This is a genomic window from Methylobacterium sp. WL19 (assembly GCF_008040005.1).
Taxonomy (GTDB): domain Bacteria; phylum Pseudomonadota; class Alphaproteobacteria; order Rhizobiales; family Beijerinckiaceae; genus Methylobacterium; species Methylobacterium bullatum.
Genome location: NZ_VRVC01000022.1, coordinates 19,464 through 45,960 on the forward strand (window position 1 = coordinate 19,464; position 26,497 = coordinate 45,960).

General features: G+C 67.6%; 26 protein-coding genes and 1 pseudogene. 22 read left to right on the top strand and 5 right to left on the bottom strand.

Annotated features, from left to right (window positions below):
- Positions 1-97 precede the first annotated feature (97 nt).
- The 10 genes from argS (at position 98) to FV220_RS06760 (ending at position 11,099) form a co-directional block, all read left to right on the top strand.
- On the top strand, positions 98-1,843 hold the full coding sequence (argS, locus tag FV220_RS06715; protein ID WP_147830317.1) for an arginine--tRNA ligase: 1,746 nt from the start codon (positions 98-100) through the stop codon (positions 1,841-1,843).
- A 30-nt stretch (positions 1,844-1,873) separates the two neighbouring features.
- A complete protein-coding gene (locus tag FV220_RS06720; RefSeq protein WP_147830319.1) occupies positions 1,874-3,298 on the top strand; it encodes an SPOR domain-containing protein in 1,425 nt (474 codons plus the stop codon).
- Positions 3,299-3,503: 205 nt separating this feature from the next.
- Positions 3,504-4,508 carry a beta-N-acetylhexosaminidase gene (nagZ, locus tag FV220_RS06725; RefSeq protein ID WP_147830321.1) on the top strand — a complete coding sequence of 335 codons (1,005 nt, stop codon included), beginning with the start codon at positions 3,504-3,506 and terminating at the stop codon, positions 4,506-4,508.
- Between the two features lie 175 nt (positions 4,509-4,683).
- Positions 4,684-4,947, top strand: a complete 264-nt coding sequence (locus tag FV220_RS06730; RefSeq protein WP_018043520.1) for a twin-arginine translocase TatA/TatE family subunit — start codon at positions 4,684-4,686, stop codon at positions 4,945-4,947.
- A gap of 149 nt (positions 4,948-5,096) precedes the next feature.
- On the top strand, positions 5,097-5,612 hold the full coding sequence (gene tatB, locus FV220_RS06735) for a Sec-independent protein translocase protein TatB (protein ID WP_056149410.1): 516 nt from the start codon (positions 5,097-5,099) through the stop codon (positions 5,610-5,612).
- The gene (tatC, locus tag FV220_RS06740) at positions 5,609-6,409 is read left to right on the top strand and encodes a twin-arginine translocase subunit TatC (protein WP_147830322.1); all 801 of its coding nucleotides are present in this window, start codon (positions 5,609-5,611) and stop codon (positions 6,407-6,409) included. Before tatB ends, tatC begins: the two co-directional genes overlap by 4 nt.
- Before the next feature lie 234 nt (positions 6,410-6,643).
- Positions 6,644-7,930: a serine--tRNA ligase gene (serS, locus tag FV220_RS06745; protein WP_056149417.1), complete on the top strand. Its 1,287-nt coding sequence runs from the start codon at positions 6,644-6,646 to the stop codon at positions 7,928-7,930.
- Positions 7,930-8,694 carry a 5'/3'-nucleotidase SurE gene (surE, locus tag FV220_RS06750; RefSeq protein WP_147830325.1) on the top strand — a complete coding sequence of 255 codons (765 nt, stop codon included), beginning with the start codon at positions 7,930-7,932 and terminating at the stop codon, positions 8,692-8,694. The genes serS and surE overlap by 1 nt, the downstream gene beginning before the upstream one ends.
- A 111-nt stretch (positions 8,695-8,805) precedes the next feature.
- The gene (locus tag FV220_RS06755) at positions 8,806-9,459 is read left to right on the top strand and encodes a protein-L-isoaspartate O-methyltransferase (RefSeq protein ID WP_147830327.1); all 654 of its coding nucleotides are present in this window, start codon (positions 8,806-8,808) and stop codon (positions 9,457-9,459) included.
- Positions 9,460-9,671: 212 nt separating this feature from the next.
- Positions 9,672-11,099 (top strand): M23 family metallopeptidase, encoded by a 1,428-nt coding sequence (locus FV220_RS06760; protein ID WP_056149419.1) that lies wholly within the window; start codon positions 9,672-9,674, stop codon positions 11,097-11,099.
- Positions 11,100-11,205: 106 nt separating this feature from the next.
- Here the strand turns inward: FV220_RS06760 and FV220_RS06765 are convergent, their stop codons facing one another.
- Positions 11,206-12,093: a LysR family transcriptional regulator gene (locus tag FV220_RS06765; protein ID WP_187273344.1), complete on the bottom strand. Its 888-nt coding sequence runs from the start codon at positions 12,091-12,093 to the stop codon at positions 11,206-11,208.
- Between FV220_RS06765 and FV220_RS06770 the strand changes: the two genes are divergently transcribed.
- Positions 12,092-12,829, top strand: a complete 738-nt coding sequence (locus tag FV220_RS06770; protein ID WP_244474606.1) for a cysteine hydrolase family protein — start codon at positions 12,092-12,094, stop codon at positions 12,827-12,829. The genes FV220_RS06765 and FV220_RS06770 overlap by 2 nt on opposite strands.
- Positions 12,830-13,003: 174 nt before the next feature.
- Here the strand turns inward: FV220_RS06770 and FV220_RS06775 are convergent, their stop codons facing one another.
- Positions 13,004-13,894 (bottom strand): ATP-binding protein, encoded by an 891-nt coding sequence (locus FV220_RS06775; RefSeq protein ID WP_187273345.1) that lies wholly within the window; start codon positions 13,892-13,894, stop codon positions 13,004-13,006.
- A 233-nt stretch (positions 13,895-14,127) separates the two neighbouring features.
- Here FV220_RS06775 and yajC point away from each other — a divergent pair, with 233 nt between their 5' ends.
- The 5 genes from yajC (at position 14,128) to FV220_RS06800 (ending at position 18,664) form a co-directional block, all read left to right on the top strand.
- The gene (gene yajC / locus FV220_RS06780; RefSeq protein WP_056164250.1) at positions 14,128-14,463 is read left to right on the top strand and encodes a preprotein translocase subunit YajC; all 336 of its coding nucleotides are present in this window, start codon (positions 14,128-14,130) and stop codon (positions 14,461-14,463) included.
- 94 nt (positions 14,464-14,557) lie between these two features.
- Positions 14,558-16,165: a protein translocase subunit SecD gene (secD, locus tag FV220_RS06785; RefSeq protein WP_056149426.1), complete on the top strand. Its 1,608-nt coding sequence runs from the start codon at positions 14,558-14,560 to the stop codon at positions 16,163-16,165.
- Between the two features lie 287 nt (positions 16,166-16,452).
- Positions 16,453-17,400, top strand: a complete 948-nt coding sequence (gene secF, locus FV220_RS06790) for a protein translocase subunit SecF (RefSeq protein ID WP_018043530.1) — start codon at positions 16,453-16,455, stop codon at positions 17,398-17,400.
- Between the two features lie 2 nt (positions 17,401-17,402).
- Positions 17,403-17,789 (top strand): MTH938/NDUFAF3 family protein, encoded by a 387-nt coding sequence (locus FV220_RS06795; protein WP_018043531.1) that lies wholly within the window; start codon positions 17,403-17,405, stop codon positions 17,787-17,789.
- The gene (locus tag FV220_RS06800; protein WP_147830330.1) at positions 17,786-18,664 is read left to right on the top strand and encodes a phytoene/squalene synthase family protein; all 879 of its coding nucleotides are present in this window, start codon (positions 17,786-17,788) and stop codon (positions 18,662-18,664) included. The genes FV220_RS06795 and FV220_RS06800 overlap by 4 nt, the downstream gene beginning before the upstream one ends.
- Positions 18,665-18,892: 228 nt before the next feature.
- Here FV220_RS06800 and FV220_RS06805 read toward each other — a convergent pair whose 3' ends face one another.
- Entirely contained in the window at positions 18,893-19,816 is a 924-nt protein-coding gene (locus FV220_RS06805) for a manganese catalase family protein (RefSeq protein WP_026175884.1), read from the bottom strand.
- 303 nt (positions 19,817-20,119) lie between these two features.
- On the opposite strand from FV220_RS06805, the gene FV220_RS06810 reads away from it, so the two are divergent.
- The 4 genes from FV220_RS06810 (at position 20,120) to FV220_RS26360 (ending at position 22,881) form a co-directional block, all read left to right on the top strand.
- Positions 20,120-21,805: an L-lactate permease gene (locus FV220_RS06810; protein ID WP_018043534.1), complete on the top strand. Its 1,686-nt coding sequence runs from the start codon at positions 20,120-20,122 to the stop codon at positions 21,803-21,805.
- Positions 21,806-21,945: 140 nt separating this feature from the next.
- Positions 21,946-22,470, top strand: coding sequence for a GNAT family N-acetyltransferase (locus FV220_RS06815; protein ID WP_147830341.1), 525 nt, complete (start codon positions 21,946-21,948; stop codon positions 22,468-22,470).
- A 36-nt stretch (positions 22,471-22,506) separates the two neighbouring features.
- Positions 22,507-22,743 carry a hypothetical protein gene (locus FV220_RS06820; protein ID WP_238253895.1) on the top strand — a complete coding sequence of 79 codons (237 nt, stop codon included), beginning with the start codon at positions 22,507-22,509 and terminating at the stop codon, positions 22,741-22,743.
- Positions 22,744-22,749: 6 nt separating this feature from the next.
- A complete protein-coding gene (locus tag FV220_RS26360; RefSeq protein ID WP_274534509.1) occupies positions 22,750-22,881 on the top strand; it encodes a hypothetical protein in 132 nt (43 codons plus the stop codon).
- A 130-nt stretch (positions 22,882-23,011) separates the two neighbouring features.
- Here FV220_RS26360 and trmFO read toward each other — a convergent pair whose 3' ends face one another.
- Both trmFO and FV220_RS06830 read right to left on the bottom strand, forming a co-directional pair.
- Positions 23,012-24,442, bottom strand: a complete 1,431-nt coding sequence (gene trmFO / locus FV220_RS06825) for a methylenetetrahydrofolate--tRNA-(uracil(54)-C(5))-methyltransferase (FADH(2)-oxidizing) TrmFO (protein ID WP_147830332.1) — start codon at positions 24,440-24,442, stop codon at positions 23,012-23,014.
- 31 nt (positions 24,443-24,473) lie between these two features.
- Positions 24,474-25,448, bottom strand: coding sequence for a S1C family serine protease (locus tag FV220_RS06830; RefSeq protein ID WP_147830334.1), 975 nt, complete (start codon positions 25,446-25,448; stop codon positions 24,474-24,476).
- 270 nt (positions 25,449-25,718) lie between these two features.
- On the opposite strand from FV220_RS06830, the gene FV220_RS06835 reads away from it, so the two are divergent.
- Positions 25,719-26,270 carry a sigma-70 family RNA polymerase sigma factor gene (locus tag FV220_RS06835; protein ID WP_018043540.1) on the top strand — a complete coding sequence of 184 codons (552 nt, stop codon included), beginning with the start codon at positions 25,719-25,721 and terminating at the stop codon, positions 26,268-26,270.
- Positions 26,267-26,497: pseudogene (locus FV220_RS06840) on the top strand (hypothetical protein); the annotation flags it as partial. The gene FV220_RS06835 and the pseudogene FV220_RS06840, both read left to right, overlap by 4 nt.

The following is a 26,497-nucleotide window of genomic DNA, read 5'->3' on the forward strand; positions in this document are numbered from 1 at the left end:
GCCTCCCGTGACACCTGCCCCCCGCATTGGTATGCCGCCGCATTGAGGCGCAGGCCGTCGTGACGATGCGGCTTGGCGCGAGCGGAATAGATATCCCATGAACATCTTCGCCACCTTCGAGACGCGCGTGCGCAAGGCGCTCGAGAGCCTGATCCGGTCCGGGACGCTGCCCGAGGGGCTCGATCTCTCCCGCGTGGTGGTCGAGCCGCCGCGCGATGCCACTCATGGCGACCTCGCCACCAATGCCGCCCTGGTCCTCGCCAAGGAGGCCCGGACCAATCCGAAGGCGCTGGGCGAAGCGCTTGCGGCGGAGCTCCGGCAAGATCCCCGCGTGATCGAGGCGAGCGTGGCCGGACCGGGCTTCATCAACCTGCGCCTGACGCCCGAGACCTATCACGAGGTCGTGCGTGCCGCGCTCGGCGAGGGCACCGAGTACGGTCGAGCCCACCTGCCCGGCGGCAAGGTCAACATCGAATACGTCTCGGCCAACCCCACCGGGCCGATGCATGTGGGCCATGGCCGCGGGGCGGTGTTCGGCGACGCGCTAGCCAACCTGCTCGTGGCGGCCGGCCGCGACGTGACGCGCGAGTACTACATCAACGATGCCGGTGCGCAGGTGGACGTGCTCGCCCGCTCCGCGTTCCTGCGTTACCGCGAGGCGCTGGGCGAAGAGGTCGGCCCTGTGCCCGAAGGCCTCTATCCCGGTGACTACCTCGTGCCGGTGGGCAAGGCCCTCGCCGAGACGCACGGACGCGCACTCCTCGACACGCCGGAATCCGACTGGCTGCCGCAGGTGCGGGCGGATGCCATCGCCGCGATGATGGACCTGATCCGGGGCGATCTCGCCCGGCTCGGCATCCACCATGACGTGTTCTTCTCGGAAGCCACCCTGAAGGAGGCGGTGCCCGCTCTTCTGGCGGAGCTTCGTGAAAAGGGCCTCGTCTACGAAGGCCGGCTGCCGCCGCCGAAGGGCCAGCTGCCCGAGGATTGGGAGGACCGCGAGCAGACCCTGTTCCGCACCGTGGAGTTCGGCGACGACGTCGACCGGCCGCTGCTGAAATCGGACGGCTCGTTCACCTACTTCGCCTCGGACATCGCCTATCATCGCGACAAGATCAGGCGCGGCGCCACAGACCTGATCGACGTCCTCGGCGCGGATCACGGCGGCTACGTCAAGCGCATGCAGGCGGCGGTGAAGGCGGTGAGCGACGGGAACGCCACCCTCGACGTCAAGCTATGCCAGTTGGTGCGGCTCCTTCGGGCCGGCGAGCCAGTGAAGATGTCCAAGCGCGCGGGCGAATTCATCACCCTCGCCGAGGTGGTCGACGAAGTCGGCCGCGACGCGATCCGCTTCATGATGCTCTACCGCAAGAACGACGCGACCCTGGACTTCGACCTCGCCAAGGTGGTGGAGCAATCCAAGGACAACCCGGTCTTCTACGTCCAGTACGCCCATGCCCGCTGCGCCTCGGTGTTCCGGCAGGCGCGCGAAGCGATGCCCGGCGAGGACTTTTCCGTCGCCGGCCTCGCGGATGCGGATCTGACGCTGCTGGCCGATTCCGCGGAAATCGAGATCATGCGGCTCATCGCCCAATACCCGCGGGTGATCGAAGCGGCGGCGGCGGCACACGAGCCACACCGTGTGGCATTCTACCTCTACGAGCTGGCAAGTTCCCTGCATGGTTTCTGGAACAAAGGCAAAGACCTGCCGCAATTACGGTTTATTAATCCAAACGACCGAAACTCGACACGGGCAAGACTGGCCCTCGTGGAGGCTTTGAGAGGCGTCGTCGCCTCCGGCCTCGCGGTCTTGGGTGTCACCGCGCCGGATGAAATGCGGTGAGGTGATCTCGGCGTGAAGAGGAATGCTGCCATGACGACGAACGCTTCGCGAGCGCCTGTCGATTTCGACGCCTTCGCGCGTGACTTGCAGCCCACGACGCCGCCCCAGCCGCAGGCCCAGCCTGCGGCCAAGCCCGATCCGCTGGCGGAACTCGCCCGCATCGTTGGCCAGGACGACCCCTTCCGCGCCCTCCTCGAAGCCCGCGATTCCCGTACCGCGCCCCAGCCGCAGGGCCAGGGCGGGCGGAGGGAGCCGATCTTCCACGACGAGGCACCGGCAGCCGCCCCGTCGGCCCATTCCGGGGCGCCTGCGGCCTATGCACCTGCGCCTGCGGCCTACGCACAGCATCCCCAGTACCAGTCCGAATCGGAGGCCTCGCTCTCGGCTCATCCGGCCGATGCCTTCGACCAGTATCTCGCCTCCGTCGATCACAGCGCCTATGCCGACGGGGTCCACGATCCCCGCGGATCGGAGGCCTATGCGCCGGAACAGGACGACCGCCTCAACCGCGCGGCCGAACGGCCCCGCCAGCGCAGCCGCCTCGTCTCCGTGGGTGCCGGCCTCGGCGTGCTGGTGGTCTGCGTCACCGGCGCGCTCACCTGGCGCGGCCTGCATTCGAGCCAGGGCGACGGCACCGTGCCGACGATCCTGGCTGACAAGGCTCCGCTGAAGATCGCCCCGCAGAAGGCGGACGGCGTCGAGATTCCCGACCAGAACAAGCAGATCTACGATCGCAACGCCAAGGACGGCCAGATCCGCATCGTCAACCGCGAAGAGCAGCCGGTCGACGTCGCGCAGGCCGCCCGTTCCGCCCAGCGCGCCGGGGAGGGCGGAGCCACGCCCTCGACCGGGCAGGGCGGCAATACGGCCCCCCTCACCGAAACCCTCGGCGAGCCACGCCGGGTGCGGACCGTCTCCGTCAAGCCGGATACGCCTCCGCCGCCGCCCCAGCGCGAGGCTTCCGCCGCCCAATCCGTGATCCCCACGATGACGCTTCCGGGCGATAACGGCGGCTCCACCAGCGGGTCGATGCATCCGCGTGTCGGAAAGCTGCCGACGGCGACGCCCGGAGCGACCGACGAAGCTGCGGTACCCGAGCAGGCCGCCCCCGCTCCCCGCGTGAAGGCCCCGCAGCGCGTTAGCGCCGTCGCTCCCGATGCGACGTCCGCCCTGCCGACGCCCGCCCCCGTTCCGGCGGCTTCGACCGCGCCGGTCAGCGGGTATTCGGTCCAGCTCGGGGTGCGCACCAGCGAGGCCGAGGCTCAGGCCGCCTTCAAGCAGATGCAGGGCAAGTTCAGCCAGCTCTCCGGCAAGCCCGCCCTGATCCGTCAGGCCGAGGTCAGCGGCAAGACGATCTACCGCGTCCGCGTCGGCCCCCTGGCCAAGGCCGAAGCCACCACCCTCTGCACAGAGTTGCAGGGCGCTGGCGGCCAGTGCTTCGTGGCCAAGAACTGAGCCAAGGGCATTGAGTTTCGGGATCCGGGCCTGAGGATTCCAGGCCGAGGGAGCCGAAGCGAAGACCTCGAAGGCGATCGTCGACACCTCGCATCCCGGTGGCGCTTCGTGCGAGCCCCGCCCGGGCGAGGACCGCCGCGACCGGAACGAGCAGGGGCGGACGTCCCTCGGATCGTCTGTCCATTCAAGCCGAGCAGCATCCCCCATGACCACTCGCGCCCTGATCCTCGGCTGTGCCGGCCGGACCCTCTCGGACGAGGAGGCCGCGTTCTTCCGCGATGCGCAGCCCTGGGGCTTCATCCTGTTCAAGCGCAACATCGGCTCGCCGGACGAAGTGAGGGCGTTGACCGATGCGCTGCGGGCCACGACGGGCCGGGCCGACACGCCGATCCTGATCGACCAGGAGGGCGGACGGGTGCAGCGGATGGGGCCGCCGCACTGGCCGTCCTATCCCGCGGGCGCCCGTTTCGGCCGGCTCGACGGGTCGGGCATCGCCATGGCGCGCCTCGGCGCGCGGCTGATGGCATACGATCTCGCCTCGGTGGGGATCAACGTCGATTGCGCGCCCGTTCTCGACGTGCCCGTGGCCGGCGCCCACGACATCATCGGCGACCGCGCCTACGGCACCGATCCGCACGCCGTCATCGCCCTGGGGCGTGCGGTGGCCGAGGGGCTGATGGAGGGGGGCGTCCTCCCCGTCATCAAGCACATCCCCGGTCACGGCCGCGCCGCCTGCGACAGCCACATGGACCTGCCCGTGGTGGAGGCAGAGGGCGTGAGCCTGGCCGCCCACGATTTCGTTCCCTTCCGCGCCCTGGCGGACCTGCCGATGGCGATGAGCGCCCACGTGGTCTACGCCGCCCTCGACCCGCACCATCCCGCCACGCAGTCCAGCGTGGTGATCGGACAGGTGATCCGCGGCCTGATCGGTTTCGACGGCCTGCTCATGACCGACGACCTCTCGATGAAGGCACTGGACGGCACCTTTCGCGAGAAGGCCGAGAAGGCGTTCGCCGCCGGAATCGACGTCGCTCTCCATTGCAACGGCGATCGGCAAGAGATGCAGGCCGTTCTCGAAGGCACGCCGATCCTGTCCGGCGAAGCCCTGCGCCGCGCCGAGGCCGCCCTGGCCCGGCTCGCACCGCAGGAGGAGTTCGACGTCGCCGAGGCGCGCTCGCGCTTCGAGGCAGGCCTTTCCGCCCAGGCATGAGCGCGATGCTCCCGACGCGTTTATGACGCACTGCACAATTGCCTCAGATGCCGCGAATGCCGTGGCCAGAGACCCCGTGGTTCTTGTGTTCGCTTCCTCCCATCCCTAGTTTCCCGACAATCCGTCGTGAGAGGGCGTCGCTGGGCAGGCGACCGCATGGGCGCAGGAGTTTGCCATGGGCAGCATGAGTATCTGGCACTGGATCATCGTCGCGGGCATCGTGATGCTGCTGTTCGGGCGCGGCAAGATCTCCGACCTGATGGGCGACGTCGCCAAGGGCATCAAGGCCTTCAAGAAGGGCATGGCCGAGGATGAGACGCCTGCCGGGCAGGCGCCGGCCGTGCCGCCGCCGAGCAACGGCGAGCCCGTTCGCACCCTGCCTCACCAGGGCGAGCCGGCCACCGCCAGCCACGTTTCGGCCGACCGCAAGGTCGTCTGAGACCGTCAAGGCGACATCGGCGGTCCTGGACGGGATCGCCCGAAGTTCGTGTGAGCGAAATCGCCCGACGGAGATTGGTCTTGCGTGAACCATGCTAGGCCGTCGGTCGTGACGAGGCATAGGCCATCGGCCGCGGGACGAGCGACACCATGTTCGACATGAGTTGGGGCGAGGTGATGCTGATCGGCGGCGTCGCCCTCATCGTCATCGGGCCCAAGGATCTTCCCAAAGCCCTGCGCACCGTGGGCCAGGTGACGGGCAAGATGCGTCGCATGGCCGGCGAGTTCCATGCCCAGTTCAACGAGGCGATCCGCGAGGCCGAGTTCGACGAGGTCCGCCGCGAAGTCGACGGTATCAAGCGTTCCGCGAGTACGATGGGGCCGAGCTTCAATCCGGTCCAGACCATCCGCGACGAGATCCGCGGCGCCGTGGACGGACGCTCGCAATCGAGCACGCAGCCCCTGGCCAACGTGGCCGCCAAGCTCGCCGAGAACGACCCGCCCGCGCCGTCCGAGCCGTCGATCCAGGCTCCCGCATCGGCTGAGCCGGCGCACGTCGAGCCACCGCCCCCGCCGGACTACGCGCTGCCCGATCTCCCGCCCCGGACTGCCATGGCCCCGACCGAACCCTCCACCAAGCCTACCGAGCCCGGCGCTGCCTCATGATCGATCCGGTCGACGAATCCGAGGTGGAGGCATCGCGCGCGCCGCTCCTCGACCACCTGATCGAATTGCGCTCGCGGCTGATCAAGTCCCTGGCGGCCTTCGTCGTGATGTTCTTCGCGTGCTTCTTCGTCTCGCGGCACATCTACAACATCCTGCTCCACCCCTACGTCTCCATCGTCGGCCCGGAGCAGGCACAGCTCATCGCGACGCATTTCCTCGAACAGGTGTTCACCAACATCAAACTCAGCGTGTTCGGCGCGGGTTTCCTCGCCTTTCCGGTCATCGCGACGCAGATCTACGCCTTCGTGGCGCCCGGCCTCTACCGCAACGAGCGTCAGGCCTTCCTGCCCTATCTCGTGGCGACGCCGATCTTCTTCGTTCTCGGCGCACTGGTGGTGTTCTACCTGGCGATGCCGCTGCTCATCCAGTTCTCGGTGAGCCTGCAGCAAGTCGGCCAGCCGGGCGAAGCGACGATCAAGCTTCTGCCGAAGGTGGACGAGTATCTCTCGCTCATCATGACCCTGATCTTCGCCTTCGGGTTGGCGTTCCAGCTGCCGGTGATCCTCACCCTGCTCGGCCAGATCGGCGTGATCGACACCGTCTTCCTGCGCGAGAAGCGCCGCTACGCCATCGTCCTCGTCTTCGTGGCGGCCGCGATCCTGACGCCGCCCGACGTGATCTCGCAGCTGTCGCTGGCCCTGCCGATGCTCCTTCTCTACGAGGCCTCGATTTTCTCGGTGGCCCGCGTCGAGCGCCGCCGCAAAGCCAAGCGGGTCGCGGAAGGGCTGGAGCCGTAGGCGCCACATAAACGCCATCCCCCCCCCCCTCATCCTGAGGTGCTGCGTAAGCGGCCTCGAAGGAGGCCTCCAGTCCGCAACTTGGTGTCTGGAGGCCTCCTTCGAGGGCTGCGCTGCGCTGTGCCGCCTCAGGATGAGGGGATATCGGGGATGCTCCGTCGACTCATGCCCGGCCTTGTCGGGGTCGCCCCGATGCTGCAAAGCGTCGGCGACTCACAGCGAACCGAGCCGCCCATGCACGACATCCGCGCCATCCGCGAGAATCCGCAAGCGTTCGACGAAGCCCTGCGCCGTCGCGGCCTCGACGCGCTCTCGGCCGAGCTGATCGCCCTCGACGACGCGCGCAAAACCGCCACCTCGGCGGCGCAGGCCAACCAGGAGCGGCGCAACGCGCTGGCCAAGGAGATCGGCGGCGCGAAGAAGGCGAAGGACGAGGCGCGTGCCGCCGAGTTGATGGAAGAGGTGGCGCGGCTGAAGGAGGAGGGGCCCGCCCTGGAGGCGGCCCAGACGGAGGCCGGCAAAGTCCTCGACGACCGCCTCGCGGCGATCCCCAACCGCCCGAACCCGGAGGTGCCGGAAGGCGCCGACGAGCACGGCAATGTCGAGCACCGCGCCTTCTCCGGCAGCCGGACCAAGCTCGCCACCGGCCGCCAGCATTTCGAGCTCGGCGAGGCCTTCGGCCTGATGGATTTCGAGGCGGCCTCGCGCATGTCCGGCGCGCGGTTCGTGGTGCTCAAGGGCCAGCTCGCGCGGCTGGAGCGGGCGCTCGGGCAGTTCATGCTCGATCTTCACACCGGCGAGCACGGCTACACCGAAGTGGCGCCGCCGATCCTGGTGCGCGACGAGGCGATGTTCGGCACTGCGCAGTTGCCGAAGTTCCGGGACGACCAGTTCCGGGCCGGAGAGGAGCACTGGCTCATCCCCACGGCCGAAGTCCCCCTCACCAACCTCGTGCGTGAATCGATCCTCTCCGAGGACGAGCTACCCTTACGCTTCACCGCGCTGACCCCGTGCTTCCGCGCCGAGGCCGGGTCGGCCGGGCGCGACACGCGCGGCATGCTGCGCCAGCACCAGTTCAACAAGGTCGAGCTCGTCTCGATCACCACGCCCGATCAATCCGCCAACGAGCACGAGCGGATGCTCGGCTCGGCCGAGGCGATCCTGAAGAAGCTCGACCTGACCTACCGGGTGATGACGCTCTGCACCGGCGACATGGGCTTTGCCAGCCAGAAGACCTACGACATCGAGGTCTGGATGCCAGGGCAGGAGACGTTTCGCGAGATCTCGTCCTGCTCGGTCTGCGGCGACTTCCAGGCGCGGCGGATGAACGCGCGCTACCGCCCGAAGGAGGGCAAGGGCGCACAATTCGTGCATACCCTCAACGGATCGGGCGTCGCGGTCGGCCGCGCCCTCATCGCCGTGATGGAAAATTACCAGAACCCGGACGGCAGCGTCACCATCCCGTCGGTTCTCAAGCCCTACATGGGCGGCATCGAGAAGATCGAAGGGCTCAAGAGCTGATGCGCATCCTGGTCACCAACGACGACGGCATCCACGCGCCGGGCCTCGAAACCCTGGAGGGCATCGCCCGGACCCTGTCCGACGACGTCTGGGTCGTGGCGCCCGAGAGCGATCAGTCCGGCGTCTCGCACTCCCTGTCGCTCAACGATCCCCTGCGCCTGCGCCAGGTCTCCGAGAAGCGCTTCGCCGTGAAGGGCACGCCCTCCGACTGCGTGATCATGGGGGTGCGCCACATCCTCAAAGACCATGGGCCGGACCTCGTCCTGTCCGGGGTCAATCGCGGCCAGAACGTCGCCGAGGACGTGACCTATTCCGGCACCATCGCGGCGGCCATGGAAGGCACCATCCTCAACGTGCGCTCCATCGCCCTGAGCCAGGCCTACGGCGCCGGCGGGCGCGGGGCGATCAAGTGGGCCTGCGCCGCCCATCACGGGCCGGGCGTGGTGAAGAAGATCCTGGAGATCGGGATCGAGCCCGGCATCGTCGTCAACGTCAACTTCCCCGATTGCGAGCCCGAGGAGGTCGTCGGCACCTCCGTCGCCGCGCAGGGGATGCGCAATCAGGCGCTGCTCGCCATCGATGCGCGCCATGACGGACGCGGCAACCCGTATTTCTGGCTCGCCTTCGCCAAGGCGCGGTTCGAGCCCGGCCACGGCACCGACCTGAGGGCCATCGCGGAGAATCGCATCTCGGTGACGCCGCTGCGCCTCGATCTCACCGACGAGCCGACGCTGACGCGCTTCGCCCAGGCCTTCGCCGAGTGAGACGCCCCGGCCTTCGCGCGGCGCAAGCGCGACCGCGTGTCGGCGCCCCGATGCCGGATCGCGGACGTTCCGGGAATCGGACCATCCGCACACAGCCGTGAGACGACGTCCATGACGATGGAAGGCTCGGTCGAGGATGCCGCCTTCGTCATGGCCCTGCGCGGCCTCGGCGTGCGCGACACCGATACCCTGCGGGCGATGGAGCGGGTGCCCCGCGCCCGTTTCGCGCCCCGCGAGCACCGGGATCTCGCCCGGCGGGACGTGGCCCTGCCGCTCGCCTGCGGACAGACCATGTCGGCGCCCACCGTGGTCGCCGCGATGCTCACCGCCCTGAAGGTGAAGCCCGGCGCCCGCATCCTCGAGATCGGCACCGGCTCGGGCTACGTCACCGCCCTGCTCATCCGCCTCGGCGCCGCCTCCATCCTGAGCGTCGAGCGTTACGCCACCCTGGCGGAGGATGCCGTCTCGGCCCTCGACCCGGAGGACCGGGTGATCGCCCGTGTGGAGGTCGGCGACGGCCTCGATCCCGACGTCGCAGGGGAGGGGGCGTTCGACCGCATCCTGGTCAACGGCACCCTGCCGGCCATGCCCGCCCATCTCGACTCCCTCCTGGCGCCCGGCGGCAGGCTGGTGGGCGCTCTCGCGCAGTCGGGCGGCGCGCGCCTCGTCCTCGCCGATCGGGGCGGGGAGGGCGCCGTCGTTAAAAATCTCGGCGTCCAATTAAGGCTGGCGCCCCTCACACCCGGCAGAGCCTTCGTTCTCTAGGTAACAGGAGCAGGCCCGGATCCAGGGACCCAAACCCTTGATCCATCACGATCTTATCGCCGGGCACAGCCGCGGTCGATTTGGATCGAGCCGGGACGTGCCTGCCAGGAAAGTTCCTTCGACGCCGAAAACGTGGTGAACGGGAACGGTTGTTTAACCTGAATCCCGTTTGAATGACGTCATCAAGTTGCGTCAGGCAAACAGGTGCGTCGATGCGGGTTCGCGGGACTGGTCTAGGGTTGAGGACGCTGTCGCGTTTCGCGCTCATCGGTGTGATCGGCGGCAGTGCCGCCGGATGCTCAACCGATGCGTCGCGGTTGGGCGACCCCTTCGGGAACCCCTTCGCCTCGAATGTTTCGAGTGAGCCGAGCGCCACGGGCAGCCTGCCCGATGACGGCGAGATGGCTCCGGCTCCGGCGGTACGGACCCCCAGGATCCAGTCGCAGGCCCTCGGTGCGCCGATGTCGCCGCGTCCGCTGGCCGCGACGCCTCCCATGGCCACGGGCCGCGTCGCCTCCACCGCGCCGTCCTCCGGGATGGTCTCCGGCATGAACCCCTCGGGAATGAATCCTGCGGGCATGAATCCGGATGCCGGCCGCGGCATGGTCGCGACGCCGCGCACCGTTCCTGCGGCGCCCCCGCCGCGCATCCCGTTCAATGCCGGGGCCAAGGCCGCGGAGGCCAGGGCCGCCGAGGCGAAGGCCGCGGAAGCGAAGGCTCGTGCCGAGGCTGCCCGCGCCGAGGCCGCGCGCCAGGACAGCGTCCGCCAGGAAGCCGCCCGCAGGGAATCCGAAGCCCGGACGCTGGCTGCGGCCAAGACTGCCGCCGAGGCCAAAAAGATCGCCGAGGCGAACAAGGCGTCGGAGTCCAAGCGCGCCGTGGAAACCAAGAAGCTGGCGGAGGCCAAGCTCGCGGCCGATGCCAAGCATGCGGCCGAAGCCAGGAAACTCGCGGAGGCCAAGAAGGTCGCTGAGGTGAAGAAGGCCGCCGAGGCGAAGAAGCCCGTCGAGGTCGCCAAGGCCGAGGCTCCGAAGGTCGATCCCGCCAAGGCGAAGGCCGAGGCCGCCCGCAAGGCCGCGGACGCCGAGGCCAAGCTCGCCAAGGCCGAAGCCGCCAAGGATGCGGCCAAGAAGGTCGCCGAGGCCAAGGCCGCCGACTTGGCAGCCGCCAAGGCCAAGACCGCGCCGGTCAAGGTCGCCTCACTGACGCCCGTGCCCGAGAAGGCCGAGCCCGCCAGCACAGGCTCCGTCGCGGCTCCCGCCGCCGAGCCCGACCAGTCGTTCCGTTGGCCCGCCAAGGGCCGGGTGATCTCCGGCTACGGCACCAGCGGCAACGAGGGCATCAACATCTCGGTGCCCGAGGGTACGGCGGTGAAGGCCGCCGAGGACGGCACGGTCGCCTATGCCGGCTCGGACGTGAAGGGCTACGGCAAGCTGGTGCTGGTTCGCCACACCAACGGCTACGTCTCGGCCTACGCCCATAACGGCGAACTCGACGTCCGCCCCGGCGAGAAGGTCAAGCGCGGCCAGACCATCGCCAAGTCCGGCGCCTCGGGCAACGTGACTTCGCCCCAGCTGCACTTCGAGATCCGCAAGGGTGCGACCCCGGTCGACCCGATGCCGCACCTCGCCAGCAACTGAGCGGATTACCATTCACACAACGAACGGCGGCTCCCAGGAGCCGCCGTTTTCATTTGTGCTCTGCTGCTTTGCGAACGCTCGAAGACGGCGGGGCCGTTAGCGCAGATCAGCGATGGCGTGCCTCGCAGAACCGGTCATCGCGTTCGAATGCCTCGGCAAGCCGATCCGCCACCATCCTGACGGCCGGCGCCTTGCGGATGTCCTGATGCTGCGCGAGCCAGATTTCGCGTGTCGGAAGAGGGCCATCGAAGGGGAGGCGCTGGAGCTGACCCTCGAAGGGTCCGATCATGAACTCGGGAAGCAGCGCAATCCCCATTCCAGACAGTGCGGCTGCCCGCTGTCCGGTGATGTCGTCGATCCGAGCCGCGAACCCGTCGCTGCCGGCCTGCTCGATCAGCCAACGCTGTTGTGGCAGCGTATCGAAGCGGTGCGAGTAGCCGATGAACCGGCGACGGGCATTGCCGGGGTCGTAAGTCTTCGCGGCGACCAGAGCGAAGCGCATGATTCCAAGGCGCCGCCGAGTATGCGAACCCTCCTCAGGTCGCGTCAGCCGGATCGCGAGATCGGCTTCGAGCCGGTCGAGGGAGACCAGCGGGACGCCGCTCGCGATGGTCAGGACGATCCCGGGATGTTCCGTGCCAAGGGACGCCAGCGCCGGCACGACGACCTCATTGGCGAGGCCCGGTGTCACCGCCACCACAACTTCGCCCGACAGGAGTTGCCGTGCTCCTTTCGCATGCCTGATCAATGAAACGGCATCGTCGGCCATGCGTGCCGACAAGACGCCGAGCTCCCGGCCCGCCGTAGTGAGGATGGCTCCCGTCGCCATGCGGTCCACCAAGCGCAGGCCGAGCACTTCCTCCAACCGGGCCAGACGGCGACTGACCGTGGCATGACTGACACCGAGCCTGCGGGCCGATGCCGAGAGCGAGCCCTCCATCGCCACGGCGTGGAGAATACGCAAGTCATCCCAATCGATATCCCGTTCGGACATGCTGCTCATTTCCGTACAAGACTTGGGTGAAACTGCTCATTTTTGTGCAGCAGCCCAGGTGGTACCCCGTTCGGCGGAGGATGATTCCATGTCGAACATGTTGCTTGGCGCCGTATTGCTGGCTCTGTCTACGCCTGCCGTCGCCCCACGCACCCTCTTGGAAATAGCGGGAGCCCGCCCCCCGGCCTTGGACAAGACTCGTGCCGCGCTCGTCATCATCGATGCGCAGAAGGAGTATCGATCCGGCGTGCTACCTCTGCCGGGGTTCGATCCAGCCGTTACTCGGATCGTGGAACTACGGGATTGGGCGCATGCGAACGGCGTTCCGGTGATCCATGTCCGGCATGTGGCCAAAGCCAATTCGGCCGCCTTCGCCGAGGGGTCGGCTGGAGCCGAGTTCATACCCGAATTGACCCCGATACAGGACGAGATGGTCGTGACGAAGCGCCTTCCCAACAGCTTTGCAGGAACCGATCTCGACGACATTCTTCATCGCGAGCGGCGCGGCCTGTTAATCCTCGCCGGCTTCATGACTCACATGTGTGTGGAGGCAACCGCGCGCTCGGCACTGGATCGGAATTATGAGAGCTTCGTCGTGGCCGATGCGACAGCAACCCGCTCTCTGCCGGCAGGGAGCGGTTCCATCGCCGCGGAAGAGGTTAAGCGCAACGCCCTTGCGGCTATCGCTGACCGCTTTGCCTGGATCGTCCCCACCTCCTGGGTGACCGGCCGGTAGCCGCGCTCGCACACTATCCGCCTCCCGATCACGGACCGCCTCGAGACCGTATTGGGCATGCCCCTGCCATCCGAGGCTCATCCGCGCGCAAGCCCCAGATCTCTCTCCGCTCGCGCTCGATGTATCCGGAAAATCGACCTCCCGGCATACCGACGCGACGGCGGTCGGCCACGTTCAATCGAGCCGCTGTCCCAGCCGCCCCGCGAGGTCCTGGATGAACTGAAAGGCGGTGCGGCCGGAGCGCGAACCGCGGGTGGTGGCCCATTCCAGGGCCTCGGCCCGTACCGTATCCGGGTCGGCCTTCAGCCCGTGGCGCTCCACATAGGCGCGGATCATGGCGAGGTACTCGTCCTGGCTGCATTTGTGGAAGCCGAGCCAGAGGCCGAAGCGGTCGGAGAGCGAAACTTTCTCCTCCACAGCCTCGCCGGGATTGATCGCGGTGGAGCGCTCGTTCTCCACCATGTCGCGGGCGAGGAGATGCCGCCGGTTGGAGGTGGCGTAGAACAGCACGTTGTCGGGTCGGCCCTCGATGCCGCCGTCGAGAGCCGTCTTGAGCGACTTGTACGATGTGTCGTCGCCATCGAAGGACAGGTCGTCGCAGAACACGATCCAGCGGTGCGCATCGCCGCGCAGGGTCGCCATCAGGTCGGGCAGGGCCTCGATGTCCTCGCGGTGGATCTCCACCAGCTTCATCGGTAGCTCACCCTCCGCCCGCTCCGCGTTGATCCGGGCATGGGCCGCCTTCACCAGGGACGACTTGCCCATGCCGCGCGCGCCCCAGAGCAGGGCGTTGTTGGCGGGCAGGCCTTTGGCGAAGCGCGTCGTGTTGTCCACGAGGATGTCGCGGGCCCGGTCGATGCCGGTCAGCAGATCGATCTCCACCCGGTTGACCTTCGGCACCGGGATCAGACGGCGGTCCGATCCCCAGAGGAAGGCATCCGCCGAATTCAGGTCCAGGGCCGGCTTCGCGGCCGGGGCGGAACGCTCCAGGGCGGCGGCGATCCGCTCGAGGACGGGCAGGATCGCGTCGAGCATCGCCCGGTCGGCAGGTGGGGTCGAGGTCATGGCGTCTCGAAACTCCTTGGATGTGCTGTCGAGCGCGTCCATACGGACAATGAGGCGGAAAATCACGGGTGCGGCATCGGGTGCGGGCCATCCGATCCGCGCATCCTGTGGACGCGCCGTTGCTTTCACCAAGTGCATGGCTATAGTCCGCGCGCTTTTCGACCTGTCCTGACGCGCCCATACCCGCCTGCGCGCGACTCCCCAGGACCGGCTCAGCCCAAGGAGTCACCCGCTTGATTACCCCCGCCTTCGCGCAAGGGGCCACCGCGGCCGCTGGCGGAGCGGACATCGCCTTGCAGGTGGTGCCGTTCGTCCTCATCTTCGTCATCATGTACTTCCTGATCCTCCGCCCGCAGCAGCGCCGCGTGAAGGAGCATCAGGCCCTCGTGAAGAACGTGCGCCGGGACGACACCATCGTCACCACTGGCGGGCTGGTCGGCCGCGTCACCAAGGTCGCCGACGAGGCCTCCGAGATCGAGGTCGAGATCGCCCCGAACGTCAGGGTGAAGATCGTCCGCACCATGATTTCGGAAGTCCGCGTCAAGGGCGGTCCGGTCAAGGCGGCCTGAGATCCCGGGGCCGTCACGCACGACGGCGGCCTTGTGCACCGCTTGAAGATGCCGGTGCAAACACCGGCATCGTAAGAAGAAACGGAACGGGCGGATGCTGCGCTTTTCGAGAACCAAGATCGTCGCGACGCTGGCCGTCATCCTCATCGGCCTGAGCCTCGCCGTGCCGAGCTTCTTCTCGGCCGAGCAGCGCAAGGGCTTCATGGCGTCCCTGCCGGGCTGGTTCCCGAGCTGGATCGTGCCCCAGCGGGCCATCGTGCTGGGGCTCGATCTCCAGGGCGGCTCGCAGATCCTCCTCGAAATCGACCGGAACGACCTGATCCGCTCGCAGACCACGGGTCTGCGCGACGACGTGCGCCGCACCCTGCGCGAAGCCGGCATCACCCCCGAGGGCGGCATCCAGCTGATTCCGCGTGGCGTCCAGATCCGCATCTCCGATCCGGCCAACCGCGCCAAGGCCCTGCCGAAGCTGCGCGAACTGTCCCAGCCGATCTCCAACGCCATGGTGGCACAGGCCGGCGGCCAGACCCTCGACGTCACAGACCGGCCCGACGGCACGATCCAGTTGCTGCTCACCGATGCCGGCCTCACCGACCGCACCCGCCGGGCCGTGACGCAGGCCATCGAAGTCATCCGCCGCCGCATCGATTTCGGCGGCACCAAGGAGCCCTCGATCCAGCAGCAGGGTGCCGACCGCGTCCTCGTCCAGGTCCCCGGCCTGCAGGACCCGCAGCAGCTCGAGGATCAGCTCGGCAAGACCGCCAAGCTCGAATTCCGCATGCTGGCCGATTCGCCCTCCGGCGATGTCGACATGCTCACCAACAAGGACGAAGGCGGCGGCAAGGTGCCGGTGGAGCGCCGGGTCATGGCCGATGGCGGCGATCTCACCGACGCGCAGCCGGCCTTCGACCAGCAGAGCCACGAGCCCATGGTGAGCTTCAAGTTCAACCTGAAGGGCGCCCAGCGCTTCGGCCAGGCTACCTCGGAGAACGTGGGCCGCCGCATGGCCATCGTGCTCGACAACGAGGTCGTCTCGGCGCCGCGCATCAACACCCCGATCACCGGCGGTTCGGGCCAGATCACCGGCAACTTCACCGTCAAGCAGGCCAACGACCTCTCGATCCTGCTGCGCGCCGGTGCGCTGCCCGCCAAGCTCACCGTGGTCGAGCGCCGCGTCGTCGGCCCCGGCCTCGGCAACGATTCCATCGAGGCCGGCAAGAAGGCGACCATGGTCGCCGGCATCCTCGTCATCGTCTTCATGTTCGCCACCTACGGGGTGTTCGGCTTCTTCGCCAACATCGCCCTCCTCGTCCATGTGGGCCTCATCCTCGGCCTGATGTCGGTGCTGGAGGCGACCATGACCCTGCCGGGCATCGCCGGCATCGTGCTCACCATCGGCACGGCGGTGGATTCCAACGTGCTGATCTACGAGCGCGTGCGGGAAGAGGTGCGGGCGGGACGCTCCATCGTCTCGGCCCTGCAGGCCGGCTTCGACAAGGCCTTCGCCACCATCATCGATTCGAACTCGACCATGGCCATCGCCGCCCTGATCCTGTTCTTCCTCGGCTCCGGCCCGGTGAAGGGCTTCGCCGTGGTGTTCATCCTCGGCATCCTCACCACCGTCATCACGGCGGTGACGCTCACCCGCATGATGATCGCCCTGTGGTACAACTACGCCCGACCCAAGGCCTTGCCGTTCTGAAACAAAGCTCTGCCGTTCTGAAATCAGTCCGAGCATTCACAGTTTGCGAGAGGAGCCCGATCCGGTTTTCGAGTGATCCGTTCATCTGCAAAACAATCCCGTCACCCCGGGGCCGCTAAGCGGAGCCCGGGATTCAGACACCCGGGATTGCCAGGAGAACCTCCACCTGAGTGCCTGGATTCCGGGCTCGCCCTGCGGGCGCCCCGGAATGACGGACGTGCGGTGGAACCGGACGCGCTCTTTTCGACGACCCGATCGACCTCATTGCCGAAAGACCGAGACCGAACATGCGTCTGCTCCGCCTCTGGCCCGATGAGTCGCACGTCGACTTCATGCGCTTCCGGCGCTTCACCTTCCCGCTCTCGGCCTTGCTGTCGGTGGGGACGGTGATCCTGTTCCTGACGGTCGGCCTGAATTTCGGCATCGACTTCAAGGGCGGCACCCTGGTGGAGTTGCAGGCGAAATCGAAGACGGCCGACGTGGCCGCCGTGCGACACACCGCCAACAGCTTCGGCTTCGGCGAGACCGAGGTGCAGGAACTCGGCGGCGACGGGCAGATCCTCGTCCGCTTCCCGCTCCAGCCGGGCGAGCAGGGCCAGACGGCGGTGATGCAGAAGGCGCACGGCGCTTTCGACGCGGAATACGAGTTCCGCCGCACCGAGACGGTGGGGCCGCGCGTGTCGGGCGAGCTCGTTCAGTCGGGCACGCTCGGCGTGGTGCTGTCGGTGCTCGCGGTGCTCCTCTACCTCTGGTTCCGCTTCGAGCGGGAACTGGCGCTCGGCGCCATCGTCGGCACCCTGCACGACATCGTGCTCACCATCGGCATCTTCGTCATCAGCCGGATCGAGTTCAACATGACCTCGATCGCGGCGATCCTCACCATCGTCGGCTACTCGCTGAACGAGACAGTGGTGGTGTTCGACCGGACCCGCGAGCTGATGCGGCGTTACAAGACCATTCCCACGGTGGAGCTGCTCAACCTGTCGATCAACTCCACCATGTCGCGCACGGTGATGACGGCGACCTCCGCCTTCCTGTCGCTGCTCGCCCTGGTGCTGTTCGGCGGAGAGGCGATCCAGGGCTTCGCCGTGGTGATGCTCGCAGGCGTGGTGATCTGCACCTATTCGGCGATCTTCGTGTCGACCCCGGTCCTGATCTATCTCGGCCTGATGCTGTCGGGCGTGAAGTCGCAGAGCCGTCCCACCGGCGGCCGCGTGCCCCAGGCGGCGGAATAGAGATGGCGGAGGGCAGCCTGCATGACGGGTTCGTTCCCGGGCGCCACCTCATCGACGCCTATGGCAATGGCGGCTTTCGCTTCGCCGACATGTCGCATCGCGGCTCGATCCTGGTGACGCCGGGGGGCATCAGGGCCTGGGATGTCGTGGAGGCCAAGGCCATCGACCGCAACGCCCTGCGCCCGGTCGTGGCCGAGGCGGGGGCGGTCGAGCTCCTCCTCATCGGCACCGGCCTCGACATCGCGCCGTTTCCGGACAATCTGCGGCGCTGGCTCAAGGACAACGGAATCGGCCTGGACGTGATGCAGACGGGGGCCGCCGCGCGGACCTACAACATCCTGATGGCGGAGAACCGCAAGGTCGCCGCCGCGATGATCGCGGTCGCGTGACGAAGACCGAGACCAGCCCCGGAACGGCCGAACCCCTTGCCTTCGCCTTCTCGCATTGCGAGTCCCTGGTCCGCGAGGGCGACCCGGACCGATACTTCGCCACCCTCTTCGCGCCGGCGGCCTTCCGGCCGCATCTCTTCGCGCTTGCCGCCTTCAGCCTCACCATCGCCCGCGTGCGCGACGCCGTCACCAACCCGATAGCGGGCGAGATCCGTCTGCAATGGTGGCGCGACGCGCTGCAGGGGGAGGCGAGGGGCGACGTGAAGGCCAACCCGGTGGCCGCCGCGCTGGACGACGCCATCGTCAAGCGCAAGCTCGGGCGCCAGCCCTTCGTCGATCTGATCGATGCCCGCGTCTTCGACCTCTACGACGATCCGATGCCGCGGGTGAACGATCTCGAAGGTTATTGCGGGGAGACCGCCTCCTCGCTCATCCGCCTCGGCGGCCTCGTCCTCTGCGACGGCGCGGAGCCGGGGGGCGCCGCAGCCGCCGGCCATGCCGGTGTCGCCTTCGGTGTCGTCGGATTGCTACGGGCGCTGCCGTGGCACGCCCGCAACGGGCAGGTCTACCTGCCGGCCGATATCCTCAAGGATCATGGCGTCACCCGCGAAGACATCGTCACGGGACGCGGCGGCCCCGGTCTCCTCGGGGCGACGGCCGATCTGCGGGCCCTGGCCCGGCGCCACCTGAAGGCCTTCGAGGACGCGCGAGCCAATATCGCGCCTGCCGCTCTGCCCGCCTTCCTGCCGACGGCCCTGGTGGAACCGAGCCTCGCGATGATGGAGCGGCCGGGCTACGACCCGCTCAACACAATCATCGCCCTGCCGCGCTGGCGGCGGCTGTGGCGGCTCTGGAGGGGGTCAAGAAGGGGATGAGATTTCACCCAACCTGTCACCTCATCCTGAGACGCCGCGCAACGGCCTCGAAGGAGACCTCCAGTACCCGCGGCGCGAACTGGAGGCCTCCTTCGAGGCCTGCGCTTCACTCCGGCGCCTCAGGATGAGGTGGTAGGTGGGAGGGCGTGCGCCCCGGACTGCATTCCTGCCCGTCGCACGAAACGAAAGAAAAGCCCCCCGACAGTAATCCGTCGGGAGGCCAAGGCTTCAGCGTGCCTTCTTCGTCAGCTTCTCCGCGATCTCGAACATCTCCTGCGGGGCGTAGTCCGGGGTGAAGGCCGAAGGGACGCCGGTGAGCTGGTGGATCTTGCCGCCGTCGGGCATGCCCTCGACCACCGACAATTCGCCCGGCGGATCACCCGGCAGAGCCATCTCGCCATTGCCCCAGATGCCGGCCATCTCCGTGTAGTCACCGGGGCTGAAGGTGTAGAGCCGGCGGTGCGAGCCCTCCTGCAGGTACTTCTGGCATTCGGGGATCTTGTCGAGGTTGATGTTCGGCGTCGGCAGGAACTTCTCGATCTCGACGCCTGTGATCTTCTTCAGTGCCAGGGCGTAGGCATGGGCGTGGACCGAACCGCGCACGAGAAGGTAGCCACAGACCTCGCGCCCGGTCGGGTCGGTCAGGGTCTCGTAGACGCGCAGCTTGTGCAGGCGGGCGCCGCATTCGAGATGGAAGTTGTGGAGCAGGTCGACGACCACGTTGCCGGTGGTGGTGATGAAATCGTTGTTCCAGGACGCGCCGTTGCTGTTCACCGGGGTGACGCCACCGCCATTCGACAGGAACGCGGCCGCAAGGCGAATGTCCTTCATGTCCTCGAAGGGCGCACCCGAAATGTCGCCGCCATCTTTCTCGTCGCCATCATTGTCGGGGCCGTTGTTGAGCATGGCGACGCCATTGCTCACCAGCTCCACATGGCCCAGCTCCTCGGCTGTGATCGCGGCAACGAGGCTATAGAACGGGCGTAGCTTAGACTTGCTGCGGAAATTGAAGCTCTGGAACATGTAATTCCCAAGAGTCGACATCTCCCCATATTTACCACCCAGCAGTTCCTGCAGGGCAGCGGCAGCGTTCGGATCTTTCCTTTTGGGTGCGGGCAGTTCGGCTTGCAGCTTATCGACGCGCATGAACATAGGTTGATCTCCGTATCGCTGGCATGGAGGATACCAAGGGGAACGGTCTCCCGACTCTCATGTTCCGAGGCTGCGACAGGTCGCACAGCCGCCTCGCTTCCGTTTCGGAACGGCTCCGCTTGTGTTTCGAAGGAGATGCCTTGCCGTTTCCGGGCGTCTGCAGTCTCGGCGGACAGAAAGCGAAGCACGCGCGCAACATGATCTGAATACAAGATTCTTCGCGTTGAGCCCGCTCCACTGCTCTGCTAGCTACGATGTCAAGGGCCCGGCGAGAGATCGGGCTCACCGAGGAGCGCGACGCCCGTGAATACGTGGAACCAGGTCTACGATCCCTTTGGGAGCCCATGGCTCTCGACGCTTGCGGCATCCCTGCCGGTCATCGCCCTGCTCGGCATGATCGCCAGCGGCAAGGTCAAGGCTCACATCGCCGCCGTCCTCTCTCTGGTCCTGGCGTTCTGCGTCGCCGTCTTCCTGTTCGGCATGCCGGCGGATCTGGCCACCCGCGCCTCCGGCTACGGCATCGCCCTCGGGCTTTTCCCCATCGGCTGGATCATCCTCAACGTCATCTTCCTCTACCGGCTCACGGTGGAGAAGGGTTGGTTCGCCACTCTGCAGCAGTCGGTAGCCGGCATCACCACCGACAGGCGGCTCCAGCTGCTGCTGGTCGCCTTCGCCTTCGGCGCGTTCTTCGAAGGCGCGGGCGGCTTCGGCACCCCCGTGGCGGTCACCGGCGCCATCCTGATCGGCCTCGGCTTCTCGCCGCTGGCCGCCTCGGGCTTGTCGCTCATCGCCAACACCGCCCCGGTGGCCTATGGCGCGCTCGGAGCGCCCATCGCCGGCCTCGCCTCGGTGACCGGCTATGACCCCTACGTTCTCGGCGCCATGATCGGCCGGCAGCTGCCGTTCTTCTCGGTGCTGGTGCCGTTCTGGCTGATCTGCGTGTTCGCGGGTTTCCGCGGGATGCTGCAGATCTGGCCCGCCATCCTCGTCTGCGGCGGCTCGTTCGCGCTCGCCCAGTTCGGCATCTCGAACTACGTCAACCCGTGGATCGTCGACATCGGCGCCGCGCTCGTCTCCATGGGCGCCCTGGTGCTGTTCCTGCGCTTCTGGCGCCCGGCAGTGATCTGGACCTCGCCGGCCCTGCGCGGCAACGATCCGTCCATCGGCTACGTCACCACCGTCGACGGCCCCAAGGCCGCCGCCGCCACCCGCACCGCCACCTCTTCCGAGATCCTGCTGGCCTGGGTGCCGTGGATCATCCTTTCGGTGATCGTGGCGATCTGGGGCACCAAGTTCTTCAAGGACATCGTCGACCCGATCTTCATCTGGAACTATCCGGTGCCGGGCCTGCACAACGTCATCATGAAGGTGCCCCCCGTGGTGGCCACCGCCCATCCGGAGCCTGCCGTCTTCAAGTTCGCCTACATGTCCTACACCGGCACCGGCGTCCTGTTCGCGGCCATCATCTCCGGCCTCCTGATGCGGTTCTCGCCCTGGCGCCTCGTGACCGCCTACATCGAGACCATCTGGGTGCTGCGCTACTCGCTCATCACCATCTCGGCGATGCTGGCGCTCGGCGTGCTCACCCGTTACGCGGGCGTCGATGCCACGTTGGGTCTCGCCTTTGCGGGCACGGGCATCCTCTACCCGTTCTTCGGCACCCTCCTGGGCTGGCTCGGCGTCGCGCTCACGGGCTCCGACACCGCGTCGAACGTCCTGTTCGGCGGCTTGCAGAAAATCACCTCGGAGCAGCTCGGCCTGTCGGGCATCCTCATGGCCTCGGCGAACTCGTCGGGCGGCGTCATGGGCAAGATGATCGACGCCCAGTCGATCGTCGTCGCCTCCACCGCCACCGGCTATTTCGGCCAGGAGAGCAAGATCCTGCGCTTCGTGTTCTGGCACTCCATCGTGCTGGCCTGCCTCGTCGGCGTGCTCGTGATGCTGCAGGCCTACGTCTATCCGTTCAACGCGATGGTCATCCATCCGTGAGGGCGAACCGATAGGCCGGATCGATGACCCGTCCCGGCGATGCCGGGGCGGGTTTCATTTTTGTCGCGCCGCGCGAGGAAGGAGCCCTTCGGCGAAGAGGGATCTTGCCCTCGTGGCCGCGCGGCTCCACCACGGAAGCCATGTTCTTCCGCACGCTCGCCTCGCGCTACTCCCTGTCGAACCTGCCCACGCAGGCGACCGCACGCCTGCGTCTCGCGCCGCTGGTCCAGGCGGATGCGGAGGCGGTCCAGGCCCTCACCGACGATCAGGCGATCACGGGGGCGGTGGATTTCCTGCCCGATCCCTTCACCCTCGATCATGCCCGCCGCCTGATCGGCAGGGGGAAGCCGACCAAGGATTGCTTCCTCGGGGCCAAGGCCGACGGCGTTCTCGTGGCGGTGGTCGGTTTCCACCTGCGTGGCGAGCACGCGGTGGAACTCGGCTACTGGGTCGGCGGCGGCGCCCGGGGCCAGGGCTACGGCAGCGAGGCGGTGACGGGGGCCATCGCGATCCTGCGCAAGCGCTTCCCCCACCGCTTCATCGTCGCCGAGTGCCGGCCCGAGAACGAAGCCTCGCGCGGTCTCCTTCTCAAGACCGGGTTTCGCGATACCGGTGACGAGGGCCACCGGCCGGGCCGACGCATCTTTTCGCTGGATCCGGTGTGATTGGACGATGTCGGAATCGCAGCCGCGGAGGGAGGCGTGACCGAAGGCGGCAATAGAAAATTTCTTGCCAAGCGGTTCAATGAGCACGTCAAGCTTCTCGCGACGCTCTTCAACGCCTTGTCGATTGCAACATTCGGCGCCGCCTTCGTCGTGCCGCTCGCGCAAGGCCAATATGGCGTGCTCAGCGGAGGACATTGGATTTTGATTTTCGCTGCCCTCGCACTACATTTAGCGGGGCACGCTGCTCTTCGATTCATGCGCAGTGAGGATTGAAGCTCGATGACGCTCTCCCTGCAGATCGCCGGCCTCGCCGCCATTCTCATTGTTGGTGGATTGTCCGCGCTCAAGCTCGCGGCGATGGATTTCGACCGGCGCCACCCACGCCGCACCGAGCCCGCACCACGCGATTGATCGTGGACGGACCTGAGGTCGGTTGCGGCTTCTGGTGGCACTGCCCCGAAAGCGTTCGCTGGAAAAACCGAAGTCTTGGTTCGCATGTCCCCCGCCCCCTACGCGGGGAGAGGGCATGCGCACGCGCCGTCTATTCCGCCGCGATCGGTACCGCCTCGCCTCCCATCCACGAAGCCAGATCCGCCCGCGCCCGGTCGGTATAGGCGCGCTTCTTCGCCACCGCCTTTTCCGGCCCCTTCAGGCGCTTGCCGCCCTCGCCCTTCGGGGCATGGGCGAGGGGCGGAAACAGGCCGAAATTCACGTTCATCGGCTGGAACGAGCGGGGGCTCCCGGCCTCCTCGGCTGCGATGTGGCCGCCGGTGATGTGGCCGATGAGGGCGCCGAGCGCCGTGGTGGCGGGGAGTGGCGCCAGGGTCTCACCACGTGCCTCGGCAACGGCGAAGCGACCGGCCATGAGGCCGATGGCGGCGCTCTCGACATAGCCCTCGCAGCCCGTGATCTGTCCGGCGAAGCGCAGGCTCGGCCGGGCCTTGAGGCGCAGGGTCCCGTCGAGGAGACGGGGGGAATCGAGATAGGTGTTGCGGTGGAGGCCGCCGAGACGCGCGAATTCGGCGTTTTCCAGGCCGGGAATCGTGCGGAACACCCGGACCTGTTCGGAATAGGTCAGCTTCGTCTGGAAGCCGACCATGTTGTAGAGGGTGCCCAGCGCATTGTCCTGGCGCAGCTGGACGATGGCGCAGGCCTTCACCGTGGGATCGTGCGGGTTGGTGAGGCCGACGGGCTTCATCGGGCCGTGACGCAGGGTCTCGGGCCCGCGCTCGGCCATGACCTCGATCGGCAGGCAGCCGTCGAAATAGGGGGTGGTCGCCTCCCATTCCTTGAACCCGATCTTGTCGCCCTCGATCAGCGCCTGGATGAAGGCGTCGTACTGTTCGCGGTTCATCGGGCAGTTGATGTAATCGGCCCCCGTCCCGCCCGGCCCGACCTTGTCGTAGCGCGACTGGAACCAGGCCTTGTCCATGTCGATGGAGTCGCGGTGGACGATGGGCGCGATGGCATCGAAGAAGGCCAGCGCCTCGGCCCCGGTCAGGCCGCGGATCGCCTCCGCCAGGGCGGGCGATGTGAGGGGGCCGGTGGCGATGATGGTCCGGCCCCATTCCTCCGGCGGCAGGCCCTCGACCTCCTCGCGGGCGATGGTGACGAGGGGATGCGCCTCCAGAGCGGCGGTGACGGCGGCGGCGAACCCGTTCCGGTCCACGGCGAGCGCGCCGCCGGCCGGCACCTGGTTGGCGTCGGCCGCGCGCAGGATCAGCGAGCCGAGCGTCCGCATCTCCTGGTGCAGCAGGCCGACGGCGTTGCCGTTGGCATCGTCCGAGCGGAACGAGTTCGAGCAGACGAGCTCGGCCAGGTCCTGACCGTGATGCGCCTCGGTGGCACGCACCGGGCGCATCTCGTGCAGCACCACAGCATGGCCGCTCTCGGCGATCTGCCAGGCGGCCTCGGACCCGGCGAGGCCGCCGCCGACGATGTGGATGGGGGAGGTGTCTACGTGGTCCGTCATGGGCACGGGATAGACCCGCGTCCCGTCCCGATCAATGCAGCTGCGGCGAGACCAGGAAACGCTCGCGGTCGCTCGACGTCACGACGAGCTTGATCGGACGCCCGTCCCGCTTGATCGTAAGCGGCACCCGCACCCCCGCCTCGCCCAGCGCCCAGACCTGACGGAAGAACCCGGCGAGATCCTCCACCGGCTCGCCCGCCACCGCCGCGAGCACGTCGCCCACGCGCAGATCCGCGCTCTCGGCGGGGCCGTCATCGGCGAGCCCCATCACCACCACCGCCCCGTCGCTGTCGCTGGCATAGAGACCGAGCCAGGGCCGGGTCGGACGGTCCGCCCGCCCGCGAGTGGTCAAATCCTCGAGGATCGGCGGCAGGAGGTCGATGGGAACGACGAGGTTGATCGCCTTCGGGCCTTCCGCGCCGCCCTGCTGCAACTGCAGCGAGCCGATGCCGAGGAGGTCGCCGGCCGGGCCGATCAGGGCCGTGCCGCCCCAATGCGGGTGCGAGGGCGCGGTGAACAGGGCCTCGTCGAGGACGTATTCCCAATAGCCCGCGAATTCCTGCCGCGCGATCAGCTCGGCGGCGACGCAGCGGGTGCGTCCGCCGGCTCCGGCCACCACCGCCTTGTCGCCGATCTTGAGGCTGGCCGAGCGCCCGATGGGAAGCGGCGGCAGCGCCAGGTCGCCCAGGGCCTGGACGAGGCCGAACCCGGTGACGGCGTCGAAGCCGACCACATGGCCGGGAACAGAGCGTCCGTCATGCGTCGTCATCCAGACGCTGTCCGCCTCGGTGACGAGGTAACCGATGGTGAGGACGAGGCCGTCTTCGCGGATCACCACGCCGTTGCCGGCCCGCTCCGTGCCCAGGGTCTCGGCGGTGAACGCCTCCGGCGGGATGCGTGTCGAGAGCGACACGATCGCCGACAGGGCCCTGTCGAGGTCGTACGCGTAATCGCCCGCCTTGGGCTGCACGGCGGCGGGAATTTTCCAGTCTCCGTGCGACGTCATGAATCCCGTATCCTTGTCCTGCGCCTGGGAGTTCCACGGCCCCACATCCTCGAAGGATCGGCGACCGTCTGCGGGAGATAGGTCGCCGGCTCGCCGTCGAACACCCACGCCCGGCCGCACGCAGATCAGCATTGAGAGAAGACGTGCCGATCCCCATCGATCGCGCGCCATGCAGTAGCCGGCGCGCGTCCGCTCCATTAAGACTCGCTTGCAACGTTCCCGCCAGATCGAACGGTCGTATCATGTCGTGCCGAGAGGATGCCCCGACCCTTGCGTGACGACGCGGCACTGGCGCGACTGATCGCGGCCGTGGCATCCGGCAACGAGCAGGCCCTTCGGGCTCTCTACGATCTCACCGCTCCGAAACTTTTCGGCATCGTGCTCCGTATCCAACGGGATCGCGGTATGGCGGAAGACGTGCTCCAGGACGTCTACCTGCGCATCTGGCAGAATGCCGGTTCGTTCTCTCCGGAAGCGGGCCGCCCGTTGCCGTGGCTCTGCACCATCGCCCGCAACCGGGCGATCGACGGGGTTCGGCGCAAGGGCGAGGTGCAGGGGCCGGTGAGCGAGGACGGAGAGGATTGGGTGGAACGGTTGGCCGATCCGCATGACAGCGAAGGTGCGATTCTCGGGCGCGATGCCCTTCGCACCTGCCTGTCCCGCCTGGAGGCGACGCAGCGCGACTGCATCGTGCTCGCCTATTGCGAGGGCCATTCGCGGGAAGAGCTGGCCGAGCGGTTCGCGCGTCCCGTCAACACCATCAAGACCTGGCTGCATCGCGGGCTCGCGGCCCTGCGCGGCTGCCTGGAGGGGCCGGCATGACCGAGGACCCCGCCGAGCGTGACCTGCGCGCCGCCGAATACGTCATCGGCACGCTCGACGCCACCGAGCGCGCCGCCATGGATCTCGAACTCGCCGTCGATCCCGCCGCACGCGCCGCCGTGCGGGAGTGGGAGCGCCGGCTGGCGCCCCTCGCCGCCGCCATCCCGGAGATCGAGCCGGGCGAGGGCGTGTGGCCGGCGATCCTGCGCGCGCTGCCCCACCGCTCC

Excerpts from the sequence above, each read along its gene's own strand:
- FV220_RS06815 (WP_147830341.1), top strand. The coding sequence starts at position 21,946 with ATGTTCTTCCGCACGCTCGCCTCGCGCTACTCCCTGTCGAACCTGCCC.
- secD (WP_056149426.1), top strand. The coding sequence starts at position 14,558 with ATGCTGCGCTTTTCGAGAACCAAGATCGTCGCGACGCTGGCCGTCATC.
- serS (WP_056149417.1), top strand. The coding sequence starts at position 6,644 with ATGCACGACATCCGCGCCATCCGCGAGAATCCGCAAGCGTTCGACGAA.
- secF (WP_018043530.1), top strand. The coding sequence starts at position 16,453 with ATGCGTCTGCTCCGCCTCTGGCCCGATGAGTCGCACGTCGACTTCATG.
- FV220_RS06720 (WP_147830319.1), top strand. The coding sequence starts at position 1,874 with ATGACGACGAACGCTTCGCGAGCGCCTGTCGATTTCGACGCCTTCGCG.
- FV220_RS06730 (WP_018043520.1), top strand. The coding sequence starts at position 4,684 with ATGGGCAGCATGAGTATCTGGCACTGGATCATCGTCGCGGGCATCGTG.
- nagZ (WP_147830321.1), top strand. The coding sequence starts at position 3,504 with ATGACCACTCGCGCCCTGATCCTCGGCTGTGCCGGCCGGACCCTCTCG.
- FV220_RS06775 (WP_187273345.1), bottom strand. The coding sequence starts at position 13,894 with ATGACCTCGACCCCACCTGCCGACCGGGCGATGCTCGACGCGATCCTG.
- FV220_RS06795 (WP_018043531.1), top strand. The coding sequence starts at position 17,403 with ATGGCGGAGGGCAGCCTGCATGACGGGTTCGTTCCCGGGCGCCACCTC.
- FV220_RS06830 (WP_147830334.1), bottom strand. The coding sequence starts at position 25,448 with ATGACGTCGCACGGAGACTGGAAAATTCCCGCCGCCGTGCAGCCCAAG.
- FV220_RS06765 (WP_187273344.1), bottom strand. The coding sequence starts at position 12,093 with ATGTCCGAACGGGATATCGATTGGGATGACTTGCGTATTCTCCACGCC.
- surE (WP_147830325.1), top strand. The coding sequence starts at position 7,930 with ATGCGCATCCTGGTCACCAACGACGACGGCATCCACGCGCCGGGCCTC.
- FV220_RS26360 (WP_274534509.1), top strand. The coding sequence starts at position 22,750 with ATGACGCTCTCCCTGCAGATCGCCGGCCTCGCCGCCATTCTCATTGTT.
- tatB (WP_056149410.1), top strand. The coding sequence starts at position 5,097 with ATGTTCGACATGAGTTGGGGCGAGGTGATGCTGATCGGCGGCGTCGCC.
- FV220_RS06805 (WP_026175884.1), bottom strand. The coding sequence starts at position 19,816 with ATGTTCATGCGCGTCGATAAGCTGCAAGCCGAACTGCCCGCACCCAAA.
- FV220_RS06760 (WP_056149419.1), top strand. The coding sequence starts at position 9,672 with ATGCGGGTTCGCGGGACTGGTCTAGGGTTGAGGACGCTGTCGCGTTTC.
- tatC (WP_147830322.1), top strand. The coding sequence starts at position 5,609 with ATGATCGATCCGGTCGACGAATCCGAGGTGGAGGCATCGCGCGCGCCG.
- argS (WP_147830317.1), top strand. The coding sequence starts at position 98 with ATGAACATCTTCGCCACCTTCGAGACGCGCGTGCGCAAGGCGCTCGAG.
- FV220_RS06755 (WP_147830327.1), top strand. The coding sequence starts at position 8,806 with ATGACGATGGAAGGCTCGGTCGAGGATGCCGCCTTCGTCATGGCCCTG.
- FV220_RS06770 (WP_244474606.1), top strand. The coding sequence starts at position 12,092 with ATGCTGCTCATTTCCGTACAAGACTTGGGTGAAACTGCTCATTTTTGT.
- trmFO (WP_147830332.1), bottom strand. The coding sequence starts at position 24,442 with ATGACGGACCACGTAGACACCTCCCCCATCCACATCGTCGGCGGCGGC.